Annotated in this window: 15 protein-coding genes, 1 tRNA gene and 1 pseudogene; 10 read left to right on the top strand and 7 right to left on the bottom strand. The window is 72.7% G+C overall.

Going from position 1 to position 20,687, the window contains the following annotated elements; all coding sequences use genetic code 11:
• Positions 1-18 precede the first annotated feature (18 nt).
• From iolB to ABR738_RS14900, 3 genes are read left to right on the top strand one after another with little or no spacing between them, the layout of a single operon-like run.
• Positions 19-834, top strand: coding sequence for a 5-deoxy-glucuronate isomerase (gene iolB, locus ABR738_RS14910; RefSeq protein WP_350230463.1), 816 nt, complete (start codon positions 19-21; stop codon positions 832-834).
• Positions 831-2,714, top strand: a complete 1,884-nt coding sequence (gene iolD, locus ABR738_RS14905) for a 3D-(3,5/4)-trihydroxycyclohexane-1,2-dione acylhydrolase (decyclizing) (protein WP_350230462.1) — start codon at positions 831-833, stop codon at positions 2,712-2,714. The genes iolB and iolD overlap by 4 nt, the downstream gene beginning before the upstream one ends.
• A 14-nt stretch (positions 2,715-2,728) precedes the next feature.
• Positions 2,729-4,231: a CoA-acylating methylmalonate-semialdehyde dehydrogenase gene (locus ABR738_RS14900; RefSeq protein ID WP_350230461.1), complete on the top strand. Its 1,503-nt coding sequence runs from the start codon at positions 2,729-2,731 to the stop codon at positions 4,229-4,231.
• Between the two features lie 187 nt (positions 4,232-4,418).
• Here the strand turns inward: ABR738_RS14900 and ABR738_RS14895 are convergent, their stop codons facing one another.
• Positions 4,419-5,126: a CTP synthase C-terminal region-related (seleno)protein gene (locus tag ABR738_RS14895; RefSeq protein ID WP_350230460.1), complete on the bottom strand. Its 708-nt coding sequence runs from the start codon at positions 5,124-5,126 to the stop codon at positions 4,419-4,421.
• Between the two features lie 76 nt (positions 5,127-5,202).
• Between ABR738_RS14895 and ABR738_RS14890 the strand changes: the two genes are divergently transcribed.
• From ABR738_RS14890 to ABR738_RS14870, 5 genes are all read left to right on the top strand, one after another.
• A complete protein-coding gene (locus ABR738_RS14890; RefSeq protein WP_350230459.1) occupies positions 5,203-6,093 on the top strand; it encodes a LysR family transcriptional regulator in 891 nt (296 codons plus the stop codon).
• A 383-nt stretch (positions 6,094-6,476) separates the two neighbouring features.
• On the top strand, positions 6,477-7,946 hold the full coding sequence (locus tag ABR738_RS14885) for an APC family permease (RefSeq protein ID WP_350230458.1): 1,470 nt from the start codon (positions 6,477-6,479) through the stop codon (positions 7,944-7,946).
• Between the two features lie 21 nt (positions 7,947-7,967).
• Positions 7,968-8,738, top strand: a complete 771-nt coding sequence (locus ABR738_RS14880; protein ID WP_350230457.1) for a maleylpyruvate isomerase family mycothiol-dependent enzyme — start codon at positions 7,968-7,970, stop codon at positions 8,736-8,738.
• Between the two features lie 98 nt (positions 8,739-8,836).
• Positions 8,837-11,467, top strand: a complete 2,631-nt coding sequence (locus tag ABR738_RS14875) for an alpha/beta fold hydrolase (RefSeq protein ID WP_350230456.1) — start codon at positions 8,837-8,839, stop codon at positions 11,465-11,467.
• Positions 11,468-11,475: 8 nt separating this feature from the next.
• On the top strand, positions 11,476-12,333 hold the full coding sequence (locus tag ABR738_RS14870; RefSeq protein WP_350234578.1) for an ABC transporter permease: 858 nt from the start codon (positions 11,476-11,478) through the stop codon (positions 12,331-12,333).
• 37 nt (positions 12,334-12,370) lie between these two features.
• On the opposite strand, the gene ABR738_RS14865 is transcribed toward ABR738_RS14870, so the two are convergent.
• Positions 12,371-13,642 (bottom strand): aspartate aminotransferase type Ic, encoded by a 1,272-nt coding sequence (locus tag ABR738_RS14865; RefSeq protein ID WP_350230455.1) that lies wholly within the window; start codon positions 13,640-13,642, stop codon positions 12,371-12,373.
• A gap of 179 nt (positions 13,643-13,821) precedes the next feature.
• Between ABR738_RS14865 and ABR738_RS14860 the strand changes: the two genes are divergently transcribed.
• Positions 13,822-14,442 carry a hypothetical protein gene (locus tag ABR738_RS14860; RefSeq protein ID WP_350230454.1) on the top strand — a complete coding sequence of 207 codons (621 nt, stop codon included), beginning with the start codon at positions 13,822-13,824 and terminating at the stop codon, positions 14,440-14,442.
• A 36-nt stretch (positions 14,443-14,478) separates the two neighbouring features.
• Positions 14,479-14,823: pseudogene (locus ABR738_RS14855) on the top strand (glycosyltransferase family 2 protein); the annotation flags it as partial.
• A gap of 72 nt (positions 14,824-14,895) precedes the next feature.
• Here ABR738_RS14855 and ABR738_RS14850 read toward each other — a convergent pair.
• From ABR738_RS14850 to ABR738_RS14830, 5 genes are all read right to left on the bottom strand, one after another.
• The gene (locus ABR738_RS14850; RefSeq protein WP_350230453.1) at positions 14,896-16,314 is read right to left on the bottom strand and encodes a glutamine synthetase family protein; all 1,419 of its coding nucleotides are present in this window, start codon (positions 16,312-16,314) and stop codon (positions 14,896-14,898) included.
• A 17-nt stretch (positions 16,315-16,331) separates the two neighbouring features.
• Positions 16,332-17,855 (bottom strand): amino acid permease, encoded by a 1,524-nt coding sequence (locus tag ABR738_RS14845; RefSeq protein ID WP_350230452.1) that lies wholly within the window; start codon positions 17,853-17,855, stop codon positions 16,332-16,334.
• A 103-nt stretch (positions 17,856-17,958) separates the two neighbouring features.
• Positions 17,959-18,990 (bottom strand): hypothetical protein, encoded by a 1,032-nt coding sequence (locus ABR738_RS14840; protein ID WP_350230451.1) that lies wholly within the window; start codon positions 18,988-18,990, stop codon positions 17,959-17,961.
• Positions 18,991-19,822: 832 nt separating this feature from the next.
• Positions 19,823-20,389, bottom strand: a complete 567-nt coding sequence (locus tag ABR738_RS14835; RefSeq protein WP_350230450.1) for an HAD hydrolase-like protein — start codon at positions 20,387-20,389, stop codon at positions 19,823-19,825.
• Between the two features lie 108 nt (positions 20,390-20,497).
• Positions 20,498-20,570, bottom strand: a tRNA-Arg gene (locus ABR738_RS14830).
• Between the last annotated feature and the right edge of the window lie 117 nt (positions 20,571-20,687).

Genomic DNA, 20,687 nt, shown 5'->3' with positions numbered 1-20,687 from the left:
GAAGGGTAGGGATCGGGCATGGATCACCAGGAACTGCTGGTACGGGCGGGCGCATCGGCCCGCGCCCCGTACGCACTCGACATCGGCCCCGAACGCGCCGGCTGGGACTACTCCTCGCTGCGCGTCCTCGACCTGCCGCCCGGCGGCTCGCACCAGCTCGACACCGGGGACAGCGAATGGCTCGTGGTGCCGCTCAGCGGCGGCGCCACGGTACGCGTGGACGGCCTGGAGCTCCGCCTCGCGGGCCGCGAGAGCGTCTTCGATGGGCCCACCGACTTCGTCTACGTCCCGCGTGCCGCGCACGCCCGGATCTCCTCCGGCGCGGGAGGCCGGTTCGCGCTGACAGGAGCGCGGTGCGAGCGCCGACTCCCCGCTCGCCACGCCCCCGCGCCGGAGGTGCCCGTAGAGGCGCGCGGCTCGGGCACCACCGCCCGTACCGTGCGCAACTTCGCCGCCGCCGACGCCTTCGCGTGCGAGCGCCTGATCGCCGTCGAGGTGATCACGCCCGGCGGCAACTGGTCCTCCTATCCGCCGCACAAACACGACGAGCACCGGCCGGGCCGCGAGAGCGTACTGGAGGAGATCTACTACTTCGCGTTCGAGCACCCGGACGGCTACGGCTACCAGCGCGTCGCGCCGTCCCGGCCCGGTGGCGCGGATCTGCTCGCCGAAGTGCGCTCCGGCGACGCGGTGCTCGTGCCCAACGGCTGGCACGGGCCGTCGATCGCCCAGCCGGCAAACGCCATGTACTACCTGAACGTGATGGCGGGCCCGGGGCAGGAACGGGAGTGGAAGATCTCCTTCCACCCCGACCACATGGAGGGATACCAGTGACCGGCAGAACGCGCCGCCTCACCACCGCCCAGGCGCTGATCGCGTTCCTGGCCCGCCAGTACACCGCGTGCGACGGCGTCAACCACCGCCTGATCGCGGCCACTTGGGGCATCTTCGGGCATGGCAACGTCGCCGGGATCGGGCAGGCCCTGCTCGAATCCGGGCCCGGGGCCATGCCCTTCCACCAGGGCCGAAACGAGCAGGCCATGGTGCACGCGGCCGTGGGTTACGCCCGCCAGTCGGGGCGGCTCTCCGCGCACGCGGTGACCACCTCGATCGGGCCAGGCGCCACCAACCTGGTCACCGGCGCGGCCCTGGCCACCGTCAACCACCTGCCGGTGCTCCTGCTGCCCGGCGACATTTTCGCCGCCCGGCCCGCCGACCCGGTGCTGCAACAGCTCGAAGTCCCCTACGCGGGCGATGTGTCGGTCAACGACTGCCTGCGGCCGGTCTCGCGCTACTTCGACCGCGTGACCCGGCCCGAGGCGCTGATCCCGGCCGCCCTGAACGCGATGGGTGTCCTGGCCGACCCCGCGAACACGGGCGCGGTCACGCTCGCGCTGCCGCAGGACGTCCAGGCGGAGGCGTACGACTGGCCCGAGGAGTTCTTCCGCGAGCGGGTGTGGCCGGTCCGCGCCCCCGCCGTCGATCCGGACGAACTGGCGTGGGCGGCGCGGGAGTTGCGGGAGGCTCGGCGGCCGCTCGTCGTGGTGGGCGGCGGGGTGCGGCACGCCCGGGCCCAGAGCGAACTCGACGCCTTCGCGCGGTCCACCGGCATCCCGGTGGCGAGCACCCAGGCCGGCAAGGGCGCCCTCGACCACGACCATCCCCAGGACGTCGGCGGCATCGGCCACACCGGCACGGCCGCCGCCGACGCGCTGGCCCGCGCAGCCGACGTGGTGCTCGGCGTCGGCACCCGCTGGACCGACTTCACCACCGCGTCCGCCACCCTCTTCCAGAACCCGGACGTCCGCTTCATCAACCTGAACATCCGTCCCGCCGACGCGCTCAAGATGGGCGGGCGGCAGCTGACCGGCGACGCCCGCACCGGGCTGGCCGCGCTGCGCGAGGCGCTGACGGGGCATCGCGTACCGGCGGAGTACGAGGCCGAGTGCGCGCGCCTGAAGGGGGAGTGGGAGCGCAGGGTCGAGGCCGCGTACGCCCCGGCCTGCGAGACGGCGCGCCCCACGCAGGCCCAAGTCCTCGGCGTACTCGACACGTTGGTGACCGGGGACGACATCCTGATCAACGCGGCGGGCTCGCTCCCCGGCGACCTCCACCAGCTGTGGCGGACCCGTTCGCGCGATCAGTACCACGTCGAATACGGCTACTCCTGCATGGGCTATGAGATCCCGGCGGCCATCGGAGTCGCCCTCGCCGCGCCGGGCCGGCCGGTGTGGGCGCTGGTCGGCGACGGTACGTATCTGATGAATCCGACCGAGATCGTCACCGCCGTGCAGGAGAACATCCCCATCAAGGTGGTGATCCTGAACAACCATGGGTACGCCTCGATCGGTGGGCTCTCGCAGGCGGTGGGGGGTGAGCGGTTCGGCACGGCGTACCGGTTCCGGGGGGCGGACGGCGCCTGTGACGGCGCGCCCCTGCCGGTGGACCTCGCGGCCAACGCGGCCTCGCTCGGGATGCGGGTGCGGCGCGCGGAAACCGTGCGTGACCTGCGAGAAGCCCTCACGTGGGCACGCTCGCAGGACGTTCCCACATGTGTCTACGTGGAGACCGAAACGCCCGACACAGTGTCGGGCCCGCCCCCGGCCCAGGCGTGGTGGGATGTGCCCGTGGCCGAGACCGCGACCCGTCAGCCGGCGGTCACGGCCCGCGAGGAGTACGAACGGCACGTCACCGCCCGACGCCGCCATCTGTGAAGGAGCACTTGGACATGACGAAGACCGTCCACCACTGGATCGGTGGCAAGACCGTCGAAGGCACGTCGGGCGAGTTCGGCCCCGTGACCGACCCGGCGACCGGCGAGGTCACCACGCGGGTCGCCTTCGCGTCCGCCGAGGAGGTGGACCGGGCGGTGGCCATCGCGCGAGCGGCGTACTCGACCTGGGGCACGTCCTCGCTGGCCCAGCGCACCACGGTGCTCTTCGCGTTCCGGGCGCTGCTGGACGCGAACCGGGACGCGATCGCCGAGCTGATCACCGCCGAGCACGGCAAGGTCCACTCGGACGCCCTCGGCGAGGTCGCGCGCGGCCTGGAGATCGTGGACCTGGCGTGCGGCATCACCACCCAGCTCAAGGGCGAGCTGTCCACGCAGGTCTCCAGCCGGGTGGACGTGGCCTCCATCCGCCAGCCGCTGGGTGTCGTGGCGGGCATCACCCCGTTCAACTTCCCCGCGATGGTGCCGATGTGGATGTTCCCGCTCGCCATCGCGTGCGGCAACACGTTCATCCTGAAGCCGTCCGAGAAGGACCCGTCGGCGTCGATGAAGATCGCCGAACTGCTGGCGGAGGCCGGGCTTCCCGACGGCGTCTTCACCGTGCTGCACGGTGACAAGGTGGCCGTCGACGCGCTGCTCGCCCACCCGGACGTGGCGGCCGTCTCCTTCGTCGGCTCCACCCCGATCGCCCGCCACATCCACACCACCGCGTCCGCGGGCGGCAAGCGGGTGCAGGCGCTCGGCGGCGCCAAGAACCACATGCTGGTGCTGCCGGACGCCGACCTCGACGCGGCCGCCGACGCCGCCGTCTCGGCCGCCTACGGTTCGGCGGGCGAGCGCTGCATGGCCATCTCCGCGGTCGTGGCGGTCGGCGCGATCGGCGACGAGCTGGTGGCGAAGATCCGCGAGCGCGCCGAAAAGATCAAGATCGGCCCCGGCAACGACCCGTCGTCCGAGATGGGCCCGCTGATCACGGCGGCCCACCGCGACAAGGTCGCCTCGTACGTGAAGGGCGCGGCGGCGCAGGGCTGCGAGGTCGTCCTTGACGGCACCGGCTACACCGTCGACGGCTTCGAGGGCGGCCACTGGATCGGCCTGTCCCTCCTGGACCACGTGCCGACCTCGTCCGACGCCTATCGCGACGAGATCTTCGGCCCGGTCCTGTGCGTGCTGCGCGCCCAGACGTACGAGGAGGGCCTGGCGCTGATCAACGCCTCGCCGTTCGGCAACGGCACCGCGATCTTCACCCGCGACGGCGGCGCGGCCCGCCGCTTCCAGCTGGAGGTGGAGGCCGGCATGGTCGGCGTCAACGTGCCGATCCCGGTGCCGGTGGGCTACCACTCCTTCGGCGGCTGGAAGGACTCGCTCTTCGGCGACCACCACATCTACGGCAACGACGGCACGCACTTCTACACCCGCGGCAAGGTCGTCACCACCCGCTGGCCGGACCCGGCGGACGCTCCCACGGGCGTGGACCTGGGCTTCCCCAGGAACCACTGACCCGCCGCCCGCGCCGACCCCCCGCCTTCCCGTCGCGGACGGCGGGGGATCTCGTGCGGGATGCGCCCGGGCCGCCCGGGACCACCCCGGACGCGGACCAGCGTCGGCTCGGCGGGGTGCAGGAGGGGGCTCAGGGCCGCGGCTTCGCGCACGGTGCACCAGCGCACGTACGCGAGCAGCACCGTTCTCACCGCGTCGCCTTCGCGTGGTCCGTCGCGGCCCTCGCGAGGCCCAGGATGAAGGGGTGCGGGCGGTGGCCGTCTCCTGCCAGTTCCGGCTGGAAGAGGGTGGCCAGGAAGAAGGGGTGGCCGGGGAGTTCGGCGATGCGTACGTCGCCCTCGGTGTCGGTGCCGGAAAAGCGCAGGCCGTGGGCGCGCAGGGTGTCCACGTGGGCGGCGCCGGCGCCGTAGTCGCAGTGGTAGCGCTCCAGGCTGCGCTCGGCGCCCAGGAGCCCGGCCGCGAGCGAGCCCGGCTCCAGCGCGATCGCCCCCTCGTGGCCGACCAGTGAGCAGGCGAGCGGCACGATCAAGGGGTCCTCGGCGTCCGGGGTGTTCTCGGCGTGGCTGGCCCCGTGCAACCCGCACACGTCGCGCGCGTACTCCAAAAGCGCGTGCTGGAACCCGGCGCAGGTGCCGAGGAAGGGGATGCGTTCCTCGCGGGCGGTGCGTACGGCGGCAAGCGCCCCGGTCTCGCTGCGGTAGGGGCTGCCCGGCAGCAGCCACACCGCGTCGAAGCCGCCGACGCCGTGCTCCTCGGCCTCCTCGGTCGGGATCCAGTACGCGTCGAGGTCGAGGCCTTCGCATTCGCGCAGGGCGTCCAGGAGCAGTGGCACGCGGGTGTGGGAGCGGACGTCGGGGGAGCGGTCGCCGACCAGGGCGATGCGGGTCGTGTTCATGCACGTAAGCCTGGCCGGGCGCCCGCATCACGTCCAACGATGATTCATGGATTCCGCATTAGCGATACTGATGCCCATGGATCCGCATCTGCTGCGCACCTTCGTCGCCGTCGTCGAGCACCGCTCGTTCTCCACCGCCGCCCGGGAACTCGGCTACACCCAGTCCGCCGTGTCGCAGCACATCGCCGCGCTCGAAGCCGACCTCGCCACCCCGCTGCTCGGGCGCCGCCCGGTGGAGCCCACCCCGGCCGGGGCGCGCCTCATGGAGCACGCGCGCCCTCTGCTGCTCCGCCTCGACGCGGCCCGCGCCGACCTCGCCCGGCTCACCGAGGTGCGGCCCGCGCGGCTCGCCGTCGCCTGCGCGCCCGACGCGCTGAGCCCCGCCTTCGCCCGCGCGCTCGGCGTCGTGCGCCAGGCCGTTCCCGGGCTGGCCGTCGAGGTGCGCGTCCTTGGCCGGGACGCGAGCGTGCGGGCGGTCCTGACGGGCGCGGCCGACCTCGGCCTGGTCACCGGCGCCGCGGCGCCCAGCGATCCGCTGCCGCTGCCCGACGCGGGAACGCTGATCACGCGAGGGATCGCCGAGGAACCGCTCGTGGTGCTGCTGCCGGCCGGGCACCCCCTCGCGGGCCGCCCCGCCCTGCGTCTCGGCGATCTCGCCGACGCCCGCTGGATCGACGCCCCGGACGCGGCCGTGCCCCTGGCGCAGCTGCGCGCGGCCGCCCGCAGTGACGGATTCCTGGGTCAAGTGGCGTATGCGGGAACGGAGTTGACGGGGCTCGGGGTGCTCGTCGCCGCCGGGCACGGGATCGTCGCCGTGGCGGCCGGAGTCGCCGAGGGGGCGGCGGGGACGGTCGCCGTGCGGATCTCGGCGCCGCGTCTCGTGCACCGTACCGAGGTCGTCCACCCGCGCGAGCCCGCCGGCCCCGTGCGGGCGCTGATGGCCGCGCTGACCGAATCGAGCGGCTGACCGGGCGGGTGGCTGAGCGGGCGGGTGGCTGAGCGCCCGGGCAGGGGAGCACCCGGGCGGGGGAGCGCCCGGATCGGGGAGCGCCGGTCGGGGCCCGGCTGGGTGCGAGCGTCCGCAGTGCGGAAAGTTGTCGACGAACTTCGATGCGGAAGCTACGGTTCCCGCACCGGCCGATCCTGGTTCCTGACGCCCCCTTGACGCCGAAAACCGGCGCAAACCGCGTCCCGATCTTCGGATTCCGCAGGTAACCCCCTATTGACCTGCGGTTCTGCGAAGGATTGCATAACGGCACCCCGGGAGCCCCGAACTCTTCACCACCCGCCTCTGGAGGCGATACCGCTCCCGGTGACCGGACTCCGCACCAGTCGATCGGAACCCGCACGATGACGGAAACGCTCAGCGCTCCCCAAGCGCTCGCCCCCGCGACCGGACCCACCCCCCAGCAGGCGCAGAAGCTCAAGCGGTCCATCGGCGTCGTGGGCGGCACCCTGCTCACGCTGTCGTGCGTGACCCCCGCCTCCACGCTGTTCGTCGTCGTGCCCGACCTCTTCTCCACCCTGGGCACCTACACCGCCCTCACCATCGCCATCGGTTCGCTGCTCTGTATCGCCGTGGCGTTCTGCTACTCGGAGCTGGGCACCCTCATCCCCAGCGCGGGCGGCGAGTACGCCATGGTCTCCACGATGGCCGGACGGCTCGCGGGCTGGCTGGTGTTCGTGCTCTCGCTGCTCGTCGTGATGATCGTGCCGCCCGTCATCGCGATGGGCACCGCCGACTACCTCGCGCCGGTCGTGCACATCCCGGCCCCCGTCGCCGGCGGCGCGGTCATGCTGCTCGCCACCCTGGCCGGCCTGCTCGACCTGCGCGCCAACGCCTGGATCACCGGCATCTTCCTCGTACTCGAAGTCATCGCGGCCGGCGTCGTCGCCGTCCTCGGCTTCGCCCACAGCCAGCGGGGCGCCTCCGCCCTGGTGCACGGCACGGTTGCCGGTGACGGCCACACCACTTCGACGGTCACCGCGATGATGGTGGTATCCGGCCTCGCCATCGCCCTGTTCATCACCCAGGGCTTCTCCACCGCCGTCTACCTCTCCGAGGAGCTTGAGCACCCCCGGCGCAACGTCGCCCGCACCGTGCTCGCCACCCTCGCCATCTCAACCGCCGTGATCCTGGTGCCCGTTGTGGCCATCACGCTGGGCGCCCCCGACCTCGCCACCCTCACCAGCGGCAACCTGAGCGACATGGTCAACGCCTGGTCGAACTCGGCGGTCGGCACCTTCGTGAGCCTGTGCGTCGCCCTCGCCATCATCAACGCGGGCATCGTCATGGTCATCCAGAACTCCCGGGTCCTGTTCGCCTCCGCCCGCGACAAGGCCTGGCCCGAGCCCGTCAACCGGGGCCTGTCCCGGCTCGGCCGCTTCGGCTCGCCGTGGGTGGCCACCCTCCTCGTCGGCGTCCCCGGCGCGGCCCTGTGCTTCGTCAACCTCGACACCCTCTACGGCGTCACCGGCGTCTCCGTCACCGCCATGTACCTCCTGGTCGCCGTCGCGGCCCTGCTGTGCCGGCGCGGCGCCCACAAGCACGCCACCGCCTGGCGGATGCCGCTGTGGCCCGCGGTCCCGGTGCTGCTCATCGCCGTACTCGCCTACATCCTCACCCAGCAGGAGACCCGCTACCTGGTGTGGACCGGCGGCATCACCGCCGCGGCCACCCTGTACTGGGCGCTGTACCTGCGGCCGCGCCGCGACACCCGCTGGCTGGTCAGCATCCCCGAGGACGAGATGGGTCTGGACGAGGGCGGGGCCGGCCTTCCCGAGGGCGAGGCCGGCCTCCCCGCGAACGCCCGCGCCTGAGGCGTTGCCTAGGGTGTCGCCATGACCCTTGAACACCTGACGTACTGCGACCAAATCGTCCGCCAGAGCGCCGAGTTGCGGTCCCATCTCGCGGGCGCCGACCTTTCGGCGCCCGTGCCGACCTGTCCCGAGTGGACCCTGCGCCAGCTCGCCCGGCACGTGGGCGGGGCCCACCGCTGGTCCACCGAGATCGTCCGCACCAAGGCCACCGAGCCGTTCCCGCCGGACCAGGTGCCCGGCGCGGCCGGTCCCGACAGCGATGATCCGGCCGCCCTCGACGCCTGGCTCGCCGAAGGTGCCGAGAACTGCGCGAAGGTCCTGCGCGAGGCGGGGACCGACGTGCCGGTCTGGTCCTGGACGGGCCCGACGACCAGCGCGTTCTGGGCCCGCAGGATGACCCACGAGACCCTGGTGCACCGGGCGGACGCGGCCGGCGCACTCGGCGCCGCCTTCACGGCGCCCGCCGACGTCGCGGCCGACGCCATCGACGAATGGCTCGACGTCCTCAGCTTCGCCCGTGCGTTCAGGAGCAGCAGCGGCGAGCTCGGCGAGCCCGGACAGTCCCTGCACCTGCACGCCACGGACGTGCCCGACGCCGAGTGGTTCATCGAGATCGGCGACGAGGGCTTCACCTGGCGCCGCGCCCACGAGAAGGCGACGGCCGTGGTGCGCGGACCCCTCACCGACGTGCTGCGTGTCCTCTACCGCCGCCTGCCCACCGACTCCCCGGCCGTCGAAGTACTCGGCGAGCGGGGGGTCCTGGACACGTGGCTGGCCAAGACGGCGTTCTGAGCCGGGCACGGACCTTGAGCGCACCCGGGCGCGACCCCGGGCCGCGCTGTACCCACCGGGCCGCGTCGGTTGTCGGTGCGGGCGCATACCGTTGGGGGATGGAGATCAGGATGGGCAGACGGCGGTGGCGGACGGCCGCGGGGGCGGCAGTCCTTGCCGTGCTGGCCGGCGCCGGCGTCTGGGGCGCGGCCGACGCGTCGGGCGCCGGCGCCGTGCACCGCCAGGACCAGGTGCTCGACCTGCCGGGAGCGAGGATCGACACCTCGTTCTTCACGGCGGGCGGCGCGCGGGACAAGCGGCCAGCCGTGCTGATCGGGCACGGCTTCGGCGGCAGCAAGGACGAGGTGAAGGGCCAGGCCGAACAGCTCGCGCGCGACGGGTACGCGGTCCTGACGTGGTCCGCGCGCGGTTTTGGCAAGTCCACCGGCAAGATCGGCATCAACGACCCCGCGTTCGAGGTCAAGGACGTCTCGCGGCTCATCGACTGGCTGGCCCGCCGGCCCGAGGTGCGGCTCGACAAGCCGGGCGATCCGCGCGTCGGCGTCACCGGGGTGTCCTACGGCGGGGCGATCTCGCTGCTCGCCGCCGGATACGACCACCGTGTCGACGCGATCGCCCCGGAGATGACGTACTGGAACCTCTCCGACGTCTTCTTCCCCGGCGGCGTCTACAAGAAGCTGTGGGCCGGCATCTTCGTCTCCACGGCGGGCGGCTGCCAGAAGTTCCAGCCCGAACTGTGCGCGATGTACGACCGGGTGGCGACCGCCGGGCAGCCGGACCCGGAGGCCGTCAGGCTCCTGGAGTCCCGCAGCCCTTCCGCCGTCGGCGACCGGATCAAGGTGCCCGCGCTGATCATGCAGGGCCAGACCGACTCGCTCTTCCCGCTCGGCCAGGCCGACGCCATGGCGAAGACGATCGCCGCCAACGGCGCCCCGGTCTCCGTCGACTGGATCGCCGGCGGCCACGACGGCGGCGACCGCGAGAGCGCCCGCACCCAGGCCCGCGTCACCCAGTGGTTCGACCGCTATCTCAAGGACGACAAGGGTGCCTCCACCGGCCCAGCTTTCCGCGTCACCCGTACCGGAGGCGTCAACTCCACCGATGGCGCCGCCCAGTTGCGGGGCGCCACCAGCGGCAGCTACCCCGGTCTCACGAGCGGGCGTGAGGCTGTCGCGCTGACCGGCCGCGAGCAGAGCTTCGGCAATCCGCCGGGCGGCGCCCCGCCCGCGATCTCGGCGGTGCCCGGCCTCGGTTCGGGGGCGGCGGGCCTTTCGGGTCTCTCCTCGCTCGGCGTCGGCCTCTCCCTCGACTTCCCCGGCCAGTACGCCGCGTTCGACTTGGCGCCGCTGACCACCGGCCTCCACATCACCGGGTCGCCCACCGTCAGGCTCAAGGTCACGTCGAGCACCGACACCGCCGTCCTGTTCGGCAAGGTGTACGACGTCGGACCCGACGGCAAGCAGCGGGTGCTGCCCTCCCAGCTCGTCGCGCCGCTGCGGGTCGACGGCGCGAAGGGCGGCAGGAGCGTGGAGCTGACGCTGCCCGCCGTGGATCACAACGTCGAGGCCGGTCACCGGCTGCGCCTGGTCGTCGCCGCCACCGACCTCGGCTTCGCCTCCCCGGCCGCGCCCGCCACGTACACCGTCGCCCTGGACGGCCCGTCCCTCGGCGTGCCCACCGTGCCCGCCCTGCGGACCGCGTCGGCAGGGCTCGCCTGGTGGGTGTGGGGGCTGCCGCCGGCCGGCGCTCTCATCGGCGCGGCGCTCCTGATCACCCGGCGCACCCACACCCCGGCCCCCGATCCGGAGCTGGCCCAAGTTCCGCTCCAGATCACGGACTTGACCAAGAAGTACGCCAAGTCCAGCGATCGGTATGCCGTACGGGAGCTCTCCTTCCGGGTCGAGAAGGGCCAGGTACTCGGGCTGCTCGGGCCCAACGGCGCGGGCAAGACCACCACCCTGCGCATGCTGATGGGGCTGATCCGGCCCGACGGCGGCGAGATCCGCGTGTTCGGGCACGCCATCCGGCCGGGCTCGCCCGTCCTGTCCCGGGTCGGCGCGTTCGTCGAGGGCGCGGGCTTCCTGCCGCACCTGTCGGGCCGCGAGAACCTGGAGCTGTACTGGGCGGCCACCGGCCGCCCCTCGGGGGACGCCCGCATGGCGGAGGCCCTGGAGATCGCGGGCCTCGGCGACGCTCTCCAGCGCGCCGTGCGCACCTACTCCCAGGGCATGCGCCAGCGCCTGGCCATCGCACAGGCCATGCTCGGCATGCCGGACCTGCTGATCCTGGACGAGCCGACCAACGGACTCGACCCGCCCCAGATCCGCGAGATGCGGGACGTGATGATCCGGTACGCCGAGGGCGGCCGCACCGTGATCGTCTCCAGCCACCTCTTGTCCGAGGTCGAGCAGTCCTGCACGCATCTGGTGGTCATGGACCGGGGCCGCCTCGTCCAGGCAGGACCGGTCGCCGAGATCACCGGCGCGAGCGACACCCTGCTCGTCACCACCGCGGAGAAGGTCCCCGAAGCCGTCGTCGACAAGGTGGCCGCGCTGCCCGGCATCGACTCGGCGCTGGTCACCGACGACGGCCTCCTGATCCGTCTCGACGGGGCGAGCACGACCGAGCTCATCGCCGAACTGCTGCGCCTGGACGTGCGGTTGACCGGCGTCGGGCCGCACCGCCGCCTGGAGGACGCCTTCCTCACCCTGATCGGAGGGACCGCGTGAGCACCCTGATGGAGTCCCCGGCGGAAGAGACCGCGCCGGGCTACCGGCCCGGGCGCACCCTGCCCCTGCGCGTCGAGGCCCTGCGCCAGCTCAAACGCCGGCGCACCCTGGTGATGGGCGCGGTGCTCGGCGCGCTGCCCTTCGTCCTGATCATCGCCTTCGCCATCGGCGGCACCCCGAGCAGCCGGAACGGCCGGATCACCCTGATGGACACGGCCACCGCGTCCGGCGCCAATTTCGCCGCGACGTGCCTGTTCGTCTCGGCGGGCTTCCTGCTGGTGGTGCCGGTCGCGCTGTTCTGCGGCGACACCGTCGCCTCCGAGGCGAGCTGGTCCTCGCTGCGCTATCTGCTGGCGGCGCCGGTGCCACGGGCGAGGCTGCTGTGGTCGAAGCTGGCGGTGGCGCTCGCCTTCAGCGCGGCGGCGATCGTGCTGCTGCCTTTGGTGGCGCTCGCGGCGGGGACCGCGTTCTACGGCTGGGGGCCGCTGGAGATCCCCACCGGCGGCGCGCTCGGCGCGTGCCAGGCGCTGCCCCGCCTCGCGGCGGCGGTCGCCTTCGTCTTCGTGTCCCAACTGGTCACCGCCGCGCTGGCGTTCTGGCTCTCCACCCGGACCGACGCGCCGCTCGGCGCGGTCGGCGGCGCGGTCGGCCTGACCATCGTCGGCAACGTCCTGGACGCGGTGACCGCGCTCGGCGACTGGCGCGACTTCCTGCCCGCGCACTGGCAGTTCGCCTGGGCCGACGCGCTCCAGCCGCACCTGGAGTGGGACGGCATGCTGAAGGGCTCGGCGGTCTCCGTCGCGTACGCGCTCGTCCTGTTCGCGCTGGCCTTCCGCGGCTTCGCCCGCAAGGACATCGTGTCGTAGACCCGGGGTCCTCGCGGGCGCGGCGCGGGCGGGCGGATCAGGCGGCGAGCAGCTTCTCGTATCCGACGAGCCGCACGCACGCGGTGAGCCCGAGGATCGCCTGCTCCAGCTCCGCCGGGTCCGGGTAGCTGGGCGCGATGCGGATGGTCGCGTCCTGGGGGTCGTTGCCGTAGGGGTGCGTCGCGCCGGCCGGGGTCAGCACCACGCCCGCCGCGCCGGCCCGCGCCACGACCTCCTTGGCGCAGCCGTCCGGCACCTGGAGCGTGACGAAGTAGCCGCCCTTGGGGACCGTCCAGGTCGCCAGGCCCGTGCCGCCGAGCTCGCTCTCCAGGATCCGCTGGACGGTGGCGAACTTGGGCTCCAGCAGGGCGCGCTGGCGCTCCATGTGGATCCGTACGCCGTCCGCGTCGCGCAGGAACAGCACGTGGCGCAGCTGGTTGACCTTGTCCGGGCCGATCGAGCGCTTGGAGTTGTTGGCGAGCAGCCAGCGCACATTGGCGGGCGAGGCGCCGAAGAACGCGACGCCGGCGCCCGCCGCCGTGATCTTCGAGGTGGAGCCGAAGACGAACGCGCGGTCCTCGTGACCGGCCCCTGCGCACGCGCCGAGGAGGTCGGCGATCTCCACGGGCTCATCGGTGAGGTGGTGCGCGGCGTAGGCGTTGTCCCAGAAGACGCGGAAGTCGCCGGCCGCGGTCTCCATGCGGGCCAGGCGCGCCACGGTCTCGTCGCTGTAGCTGACGCCGCTCGGGTTGCTGTACTTCGGCACGCACCAGATGCCCTTGACGGCCGCGTCCTCGGCGACCAGGCGCTCCACGACGTCCATGTCCGGGCCCGCGTCGGTCATGGGCACCGGGATCATCTCGATGCCGAACCGCTCGCACAGCGCGAAGTGCCGGTCATAGCCGGGCACGGGGCACAGGAAGGCCACGCGCTCCTCGTCCGCCCAGCGCCGCTGCGCGCCGGGCAGGACGCTGAGCAGCGCGTGCACCAGGCAGTCGTGCATGAGCTCAAGGCTGGAGTTGCCCGCGGCCAGCAGCTGCCCGGCCGGCACCTGGAGCACTCCGGCGAAGATCTCCCGCAGCTCCATGAGGCCCTGGAGGCCGCCGTAATTGCGTACGTCGGTGCCGTCGGCGGCGGTGTGGCGGCCGCCGGGCAGGCTCAGCAGGTCCTCGCTGAGGTCGAGCTGTTCGGGCGCGGGCTTGCCCCGGGTGAGGTCGAGCTTGAGACCGCGGGCGGCCAGCGCCTCGTAGTCCTTCCGGGCCCGGTCGAGCAGCCCGGCCAGGGCGTCGGAGCTCAGCTCGGTGGTCATGGTGATTCCTCTCGCGGGGCCGCGCCTGCGGGGTACGGCTCGGGGTGGGTGCGCCCCATCGAGCTTACAAAGCCCTTCCCGTCCCCAGGCCTCCCCGGGTCCCCCAGGCCTCCCCGGGCCCCCTGGGTGAGCCCACCATAAGTGGGGAATGCTCCCCGGTCAGTCTGAGGGAGGCGGCGGTGGAGCGGCCCCGCGGGGCCCTCCCCTGCTGTTCGGCGTGCGCGTTCTCGTCCGGAGGCGCGCTGGAACTGCCGGCGGCGCGGGTCCACCTCCTGACCCCGCACGAGCAGTACCGGCCGGCCGCCGAAGGCAGGTCGCTGCGGGCCCGGCCCTCCCGCGCCTACTTCGGCGAGGGCGGCCAGGTCACCAGGGCGACGCGGGAGGAGCGCGAAGGCCTGGCGGCGGGGCACGGGGAGCGGGCCGGGCACGCCGGGAACGCGGGACGATCCGGGCGCGAGGGCGCCGGTGGGCGCCGGTCGGCGAACCGTACGGGAATGTCGTCGCGTACGCCGCGAAACAGCCAACTCACCGACGCGCGACGCCTGTTGGTGACCACCTGCGGCGCGGTCGACGCGGCGACGACCGACGCCACCTGGGTGGTACGGGACGGTCACGCCCTCGGCATCCTCCTGCGGGCGGACTCACCGCAGGCCGGCCGGCTGCGGGCCGGGTCGCGGGTTCTGGTCGCGGGTTCTGGGCGCGGACGCGGCGAGGTCCGGGGCCCTGCGGGTGAGGCCGGTGTTCCTGGACGCCGAGGCGGACTCTTTCGATCGCGTACAGGGAGGCGCCGAGCGTGCTGAGGGCGAAGAGCAGGTCCTCCGGGACGACGTCGGTGCGCCCTGGCGTGGCGCGCGCTCGACGCGGGCTGGAAGATCCGCTACGAGCCGGAGCTGGTCCTCCAGCACCCGAGGACGTCCCCCGCGCGGCACGCGGGCCACTACCGGTACACCGCGCGCAACCGCGTCTGGCTGGCGCGGCGCCGGCTTCCCGCCCCGCTGATCCCCGTCCATCTCGGCGTATGGATCCTGCTGACCGTTCTTCGGACCCGGTCACTGCCCGGCCTCAGGGCGTGGTGGGGCGGGTTCGTCGAGGGCTGGCGGCAGCCGTGCGGGGCGCGTCGGCCGATGGGGTGGGGCACGGTGTGGCGGATGACCCGGCTGGGGCGGCCGCCCGTGCTGTGAGCGCGGGGCGGGCCGCGTGCGCGGGGCGGGGCGTGCGTGGGGCGTGTGGTTCTGCGGGCCCCCGCCGGGCCGTCAGGCCTGAGTGAACCAGCGGTTCTGTTCGGTGTCCGGGACCGCGTGGCGCTGGTGGGCGAGTTCGACCTGCGCCAAGTGGGCGTAGTGGGACACCACTTCGGGGCCGAACGCCTGCTGCGCGAGGGGGCTCTCGCGGAAGGCGGCCAGGGCTTCGTCGAGGGTGAGCGGCAGCGAGGGGGCGTCCTGGGCGAGGTAGGCGTTGGTGGTCCGGGGTGGCGGGGGTGTCAGGTTCCGGTCGAGGCCGTGGCTGATCGCGGCCAGGACGGCCGAAGCCGCCAGGTACGGGTTCGCGTCGGCGCCCGGGACGCGTACCTCCAGGTGCAGTCCGCTGCCCCGGCCGACGACGCGGATGGCGCACGTCCGGTTGTCGTGGCCCCATGTCGTCCCGGTCGGGGCGAACGAGCCGGGGGCGAACCGGCGGTAGGAGTTGGTGTTCGGGGCGTACAGCGGGGCCAGCTGCGGCAGCGCCTCCACGAGGCCTCCGATCGCGTGGCGCGCGACGTCGGACAGGTCGCCGTCGAGGGTGACGAGCGCGGGGTCGCCGGAGCGCCACAGCGAGACGTGCACGTGCAGTCCGCTGGCCACGCCGGTCTGCGGGGCGGCCATGTACGTCGCGGTCAGCCCGGCCCGGCCGGCGAGGGTGCGGACCGCGTGCTTGAACAGCACATGGGTGTCGCACGCCTCAAGGACGGGGCCGTAGGGGAACGTCACTTCCACCTGTCCCGGCGCGGCCTCCGTCTTGACGGCTTCCACCGGGGATCCGGCGCCGGCCAGGGCGGACTGGAGGCGGCGCAGGAAACGGTCGAGGACAGGCGGGTGGTCGAGCGCGTAGTCGAGGTTCGTGGCGGTCAGCGGTTTCAGGCCGCCGTCCCCGATGCGCGGGGTTTCGCCGAACACGCCCTCGTACAGCAGGAACTCGCTTTCGAGTCCGGCCATGGGGTGCAGGCCGTGGGCGGCCAGGCGCGCGATCTGGTCGAGCAGCATCTGGCGCGGGGCCACTGCGAGCGGCCGGTGCTCGCGGGCGGTGAGCGCGTGGCCGAGCAGGACGGCCGTCCGACGCTGCCACGGCATCATCCGCAGCGTGCTCAGATCCGGGGCGAGAGCCAGGTCGGCGTACCCGTTCTCCCAGGACGTGAGCGCGAATCCGTCGACCGGGTTCATCGCGGCGTCGGTGGCGAGCAGGTAGGCGCACAGGTCGGCGTGGCCGCCCGCCACCCGATCGAGGAAGTGGGCCGCGCCGTACCTCTTGCCCTTGAGGCGGCCCTGGAGATCGGGCAGCGCGAGCAGCACGGTGTCGATGCGGCCCCGGCTCACGGCCGTGCGCAGTTCTTCGAGGTCGAGCCGGCCGGTCCGCGGGCCCCGCTCACCGCTCGCGGCGTGCGGGGCGGGCGCGGGCACGTGGGGGAGCGGGCCCATGAGGGGACGGTTCGGCATCAGATGACGTCGCTTTCCAGGTCGGCCATGTCGTGGTCGACGGCGGCGGCCGGCACGCTGTAGCCGCGACGGGCGATCCGCCACCACAGGGCGGCCAGCACGAGCATGACGACCAGGGCCGCGGGCGCGTAGTTGAACGTGTCCACGGTCATGAGGCCACCCGTGGCCGGGCGGGTCTGCGGCAGGCAGAACAGCACGGTCACGAACGCCACCCAGACCACGGCCACGACGCCGATGGGCACACCCCAGCGGCCCAGGTGCCAGGGCCCGGGCACGAAGCGGCGCCGGTTCTTGACCCGCAGAAAGATGGGGATGGCGTAGGCGGGCGTGATGCCGATGACGTTGATCGCGGTGACGGCGCCGTACGCGGTGGGACTGTAGAGCGATGGCAGCGCGATGATCGCGGCGACCCCGACCGAGAGCCACACGGCGGCCCTCGGGGTGCCGCCCGTGACCCGCTGCCACAGGTGGGAGCCGGGCAGCGCGTTGTCACGCGAGAACGCGAAGATCATGCGCGAGGCCGCGGCGGTCTCGGCGTTGCCGCAGAACAACTGGGCGACGATCACGATCAGCAGCAGCGCCTTCGCCCCGCCGGGACCGAGCGCGTCGAGGAAGATCTGCGCCGGCGGGACACCGGTGTCGGTGCCCTGGGTGCCCGCGTAGTCCTGGATGGCGAACGTCAGGCCCGCGAGCAGGACGAACCCGGCCGCCCACGACCAGGTGATGGCCCGCATGATCCCCCGGGGGGCCGCGACCTGCGCGTTGGCGGTCTCCTCCGACAGGTGCGCGGAGGCGTCGTAACCGGAGAAGGTGTACTGCGCGAGCAGCAGCCCGATCATGACCACGTACAGGTTGCTCGACCAGCCGGTGTCGTTGACGAACTTGGTGAACACGAACCCGGCCGACTGGTGGTGGGCGGGTACGACGGCGAGGGCGGCCACGATGACGGCAACCCCCACCAGGTGCCACCACACGCTGATGCCGTTGAGGAGGTTGACCAGGCGCACCCCGCGCAGATTGAGCACCGCGTGCAGCAGCAGGATCGCGAAGAAGATCAGGATGATCTTCTTCGGGGTGGGCGCGAACCCGAACTGGAGGTTCAGGAGCGCGCCGGTGAACAGCGCGCACCCGTAGTCGATCCCGGCGATCGCGCCGAGCAGGCCCAGCAGGTTGAGCCAGCCGGTGTACCAGCCCCACTTCTTGCCGCCGAGCTTGTGCGCCATGAAGAACAGGGCGCCGCTCGTGGGATAGGCGGAGGTGACCTCGGCCAGGCCGGCGCCGACGAACAGCACCATGACGCCGACGATCACCCAGCCCCACATCATGACCGCGGGTCCGCCGGTCGTCAGCCCGAACCCGTACAGGGTCATGCACCCGGACAGGACGCTGATCACGGAGAACGAGATGGCCGCGTTGCCGAAACCGGTCATGCGGCGCGACAGCTGCGGCGTGTAACCCAGCTCACGCAGCACCAGATCGTCGGAGTGGACCCCGGCGGCGCGATGGTGGGACGGGCGAGACATGAAGGAACCTCCAGGCGCGGAGAACGTGTGCGGGCGGTGAGCCTGTACGTGTGCGGGCGGTGAGCCTGTACGTGTGCGGGCGGTGTGGATCAGGCGGTGCGTGTCAATCGAGAGCGCGGGTCCCCCAGGAGGCGGCCCGGTGGTCCGGGGCGCGCCTGGCAGCGGCGGCCGACTCGGCCCGGGCCCGCAGGAACAAGGACTCGGCCGCGCGCGGTTGGCCGCCGTAGTCGTGCACCGAGGCCCACGGCTCCCGGGCGGCGTACGGCGCCATCGCCGCGAACACCGCGTCGGCCCGCGCCAGTTGGTGCCCCGCCCACAGGGCACAGGCCAGATGGTTGAGGTCCAGCACCGAGCACCGGGCCGGATCCGTGCGCAGGAACCAGGAGTGGAACGCTCGAAGGGTGTAGCCGATCGCGGGCTCCTCCGCCCATCGCAGGCGCCAGGTCACCGTCCGGCGCTGGTCGCTCTGGCGGCGGCACTGCTCGGCGAGCGCGTACAGCGGCAGCAGGAGCAGGGGCGAGCCATCGAGCGCCCAGGACGCCACCCACCGGCCGAAGTCGACCACGTCCGCCAGGACCGCGGACTCCGGCGCCCGGCGGGCCAGCAGGAACTGGACCACCCGGTGGTACGCCTCCCGGCTGCCCGGATCGCGCTGATTGACCTCGTGCAGCAGCCCCCACGGGCCGGGCGGCAGCATGGGCTCGGCCGCCCGCGCCCTGTGCTCCCCGCGCAGGGCGCGCTCGTCGATCTGGGCCAGGGCCAGAAGGCACAGCCACGGCACCGGGTCGCGCTGCTCGCGGCCGGCCGCGGTGAGCGCCGCGCGCCGGGCCCGCTGCTCCAGGTCCTGGGCGGCGGCGTGCCGCTGGTGGTGCGAGCGCAGCGCGCGCTCCGCCGACACGCGGGCGAGCATCACATGTGCGTCATAGCTGTCCGGCTCCTCGGCCAGCCATGCCTCCGTCACGTCCGAGCCGGCCGCCCTGATGCCGAGCACCTGGGTACGGAAACTCCGCAGGGGCCAGTTCGCGCCGGTCTCCGCCAGGAGATCACGCATGGCCATCCAGCGGCCGACCTTCAGGGCCGTCAGGGCCGAGCGCAGCTCACCGTCCGCGCCGGCGGGGTGGTACACCGGCTCCATCAGCCCGCCCCGTCCACCACGGCCCGGCGTAAGGGGCGCGGCCGGGCGGCCGCGTCCGGCCGGTGCGCGCGGGCCGGTCTCGCGAACGGACCGGCCGACGGCGGACGCGAGGCCCTGGGGCGGGGGAAACGGGCGAACACCGGTACCTCCACTACAACTCATGAACGCATGCGGGACCCGCGCTCTTCACCAACTACGGCCGCGCGGACAGCCGTTGATCCGTGAGTCTGTCGGAAGAAGTCCCCCGATGTACATGACATTGGGGATGCCGGTGCGGTAATTCCCCAGCTGGCTAAGGGATTTGGGCCGCGCCCGGTGAATCAGAGGGAGGCTCGAGTCGGCTTCGAGTTCTATACGACGGCTGTTGCGCTTCCACGTCAGAAACGCGACAACTCCGCCGGTCAGCGGGGCGCTGGCCGACCGCTGGCCGGCCATGGGGCCCGCGCTCAAAGTCCCTTGCCGGCACGGGACTTCGCGGGCGATGGCAGCCGGGACTGCGCGCTGCGGCAGCCCCGGGAGAGGTTCCCGATCCGGCCCGGTCTCGACTTCGCCGTTCCGCCGATACTTGAATTCTGAACGTGCCGAGATTCATCGCGTCGTGCCTTTGGGGCCGGGCCCCGGTGAATAGGACGCGACCGGTTGCCGACCCGCCGTCCGGAGTCATCCGCTGCTTGCGGGCGAACAGGGTGGGCTGCTGACCGGGCTGGTCCACCGCGGAAGCTGGACCGCACGTCGAGCAGAGCTTGGGCGGTCTCGGTGCGGTGGAGGATGCCGCAGTCCGATGCGGGGTCCCAGCGCATGGCCGTGATGAGGCTGCCGTGATCACCAACATTCAGGTGTACGGCGACAACAACGCCCCGATCCAGAGTGTCGCGGGAAACAACATCAGCGACGTGGGCCAGAACAACGCCCCGCGAGGAGGAGAGTGAAGATCGGCGGACGACGACGCCCCGAACCCAACCCCCGGCACGGCTCGGGCGCCGGCGTCGGCGGCGACAACAACGCCCCCATCCAGAACGTCGTAGGGCAGAACACCTGGGGCGCGTTCTTTTCCGGGCTTGTTGACGTAGGCGATGGAGCGCCCACCGGTCGCCTTGGTGGCCTCCATGTCCGTCACCGGGCCTCCGATGAGCGTGCAATCGCGCGGGAGTGTGTCCAGCTCGCTGGACGCCAGCAGCGGCGAGTGGGGGTCGGACTTCATCGCGTCCGGCCGGTGTGGGGCTCGGCCAACGACCACGTCCACCAGTTGACGGAGCTCGTGGAGCATCAGGAACGCCCGGACGCACGCGGTCGAGTTGTTGCTGATGATGGCGACCTTCCGGCCTGATGCAGGAGCCGCTTCGAGCGCCGCGACAGCGCCAGGGATAGGCGGGCCGGCCAACCGGACGGCCGGGCTCACCAGGGGCGGGTGCGGCGCTTACGCGGGTGCTACCGGCCGCTCGGTATGGTGCTCTGACCAGCAAAAAGGCCCTCCCGAAGGAGGGCCAAATCGGCACTGGCGCGGATGCGCCCCCGGCAGGACTCGAACCTGCGGCCAAGCGCTTAGAAGGCACGTGCTCTATCCGCTGAGCTACGGGGGCTGACCTGCGTAAACGCAGCTTCCGGGCGCTGTCCCCTGGGGCGCGGGGGACGCATGGGGGAATCTTAGATTCCCGGTGACCGGGGGACGCGAGCGCTCTCCGGCCGGGCCGTACGTA

Source organism: Streptomyces sp. Edi4 (assembly GCF_040253615.1).
In the GTDB taxonomy this organism is placed as follows: domain Bacteria; phylum Actinomycetota; class Actinomycetes; order Streptomycetales; family Streptomycetaceae; genus Streptomyces.
The sequence above is the reverse complement of the archived record's forward strand: the minus strand, read 5'-3'. Positions and strand labels throughout refer to the sequence as shown.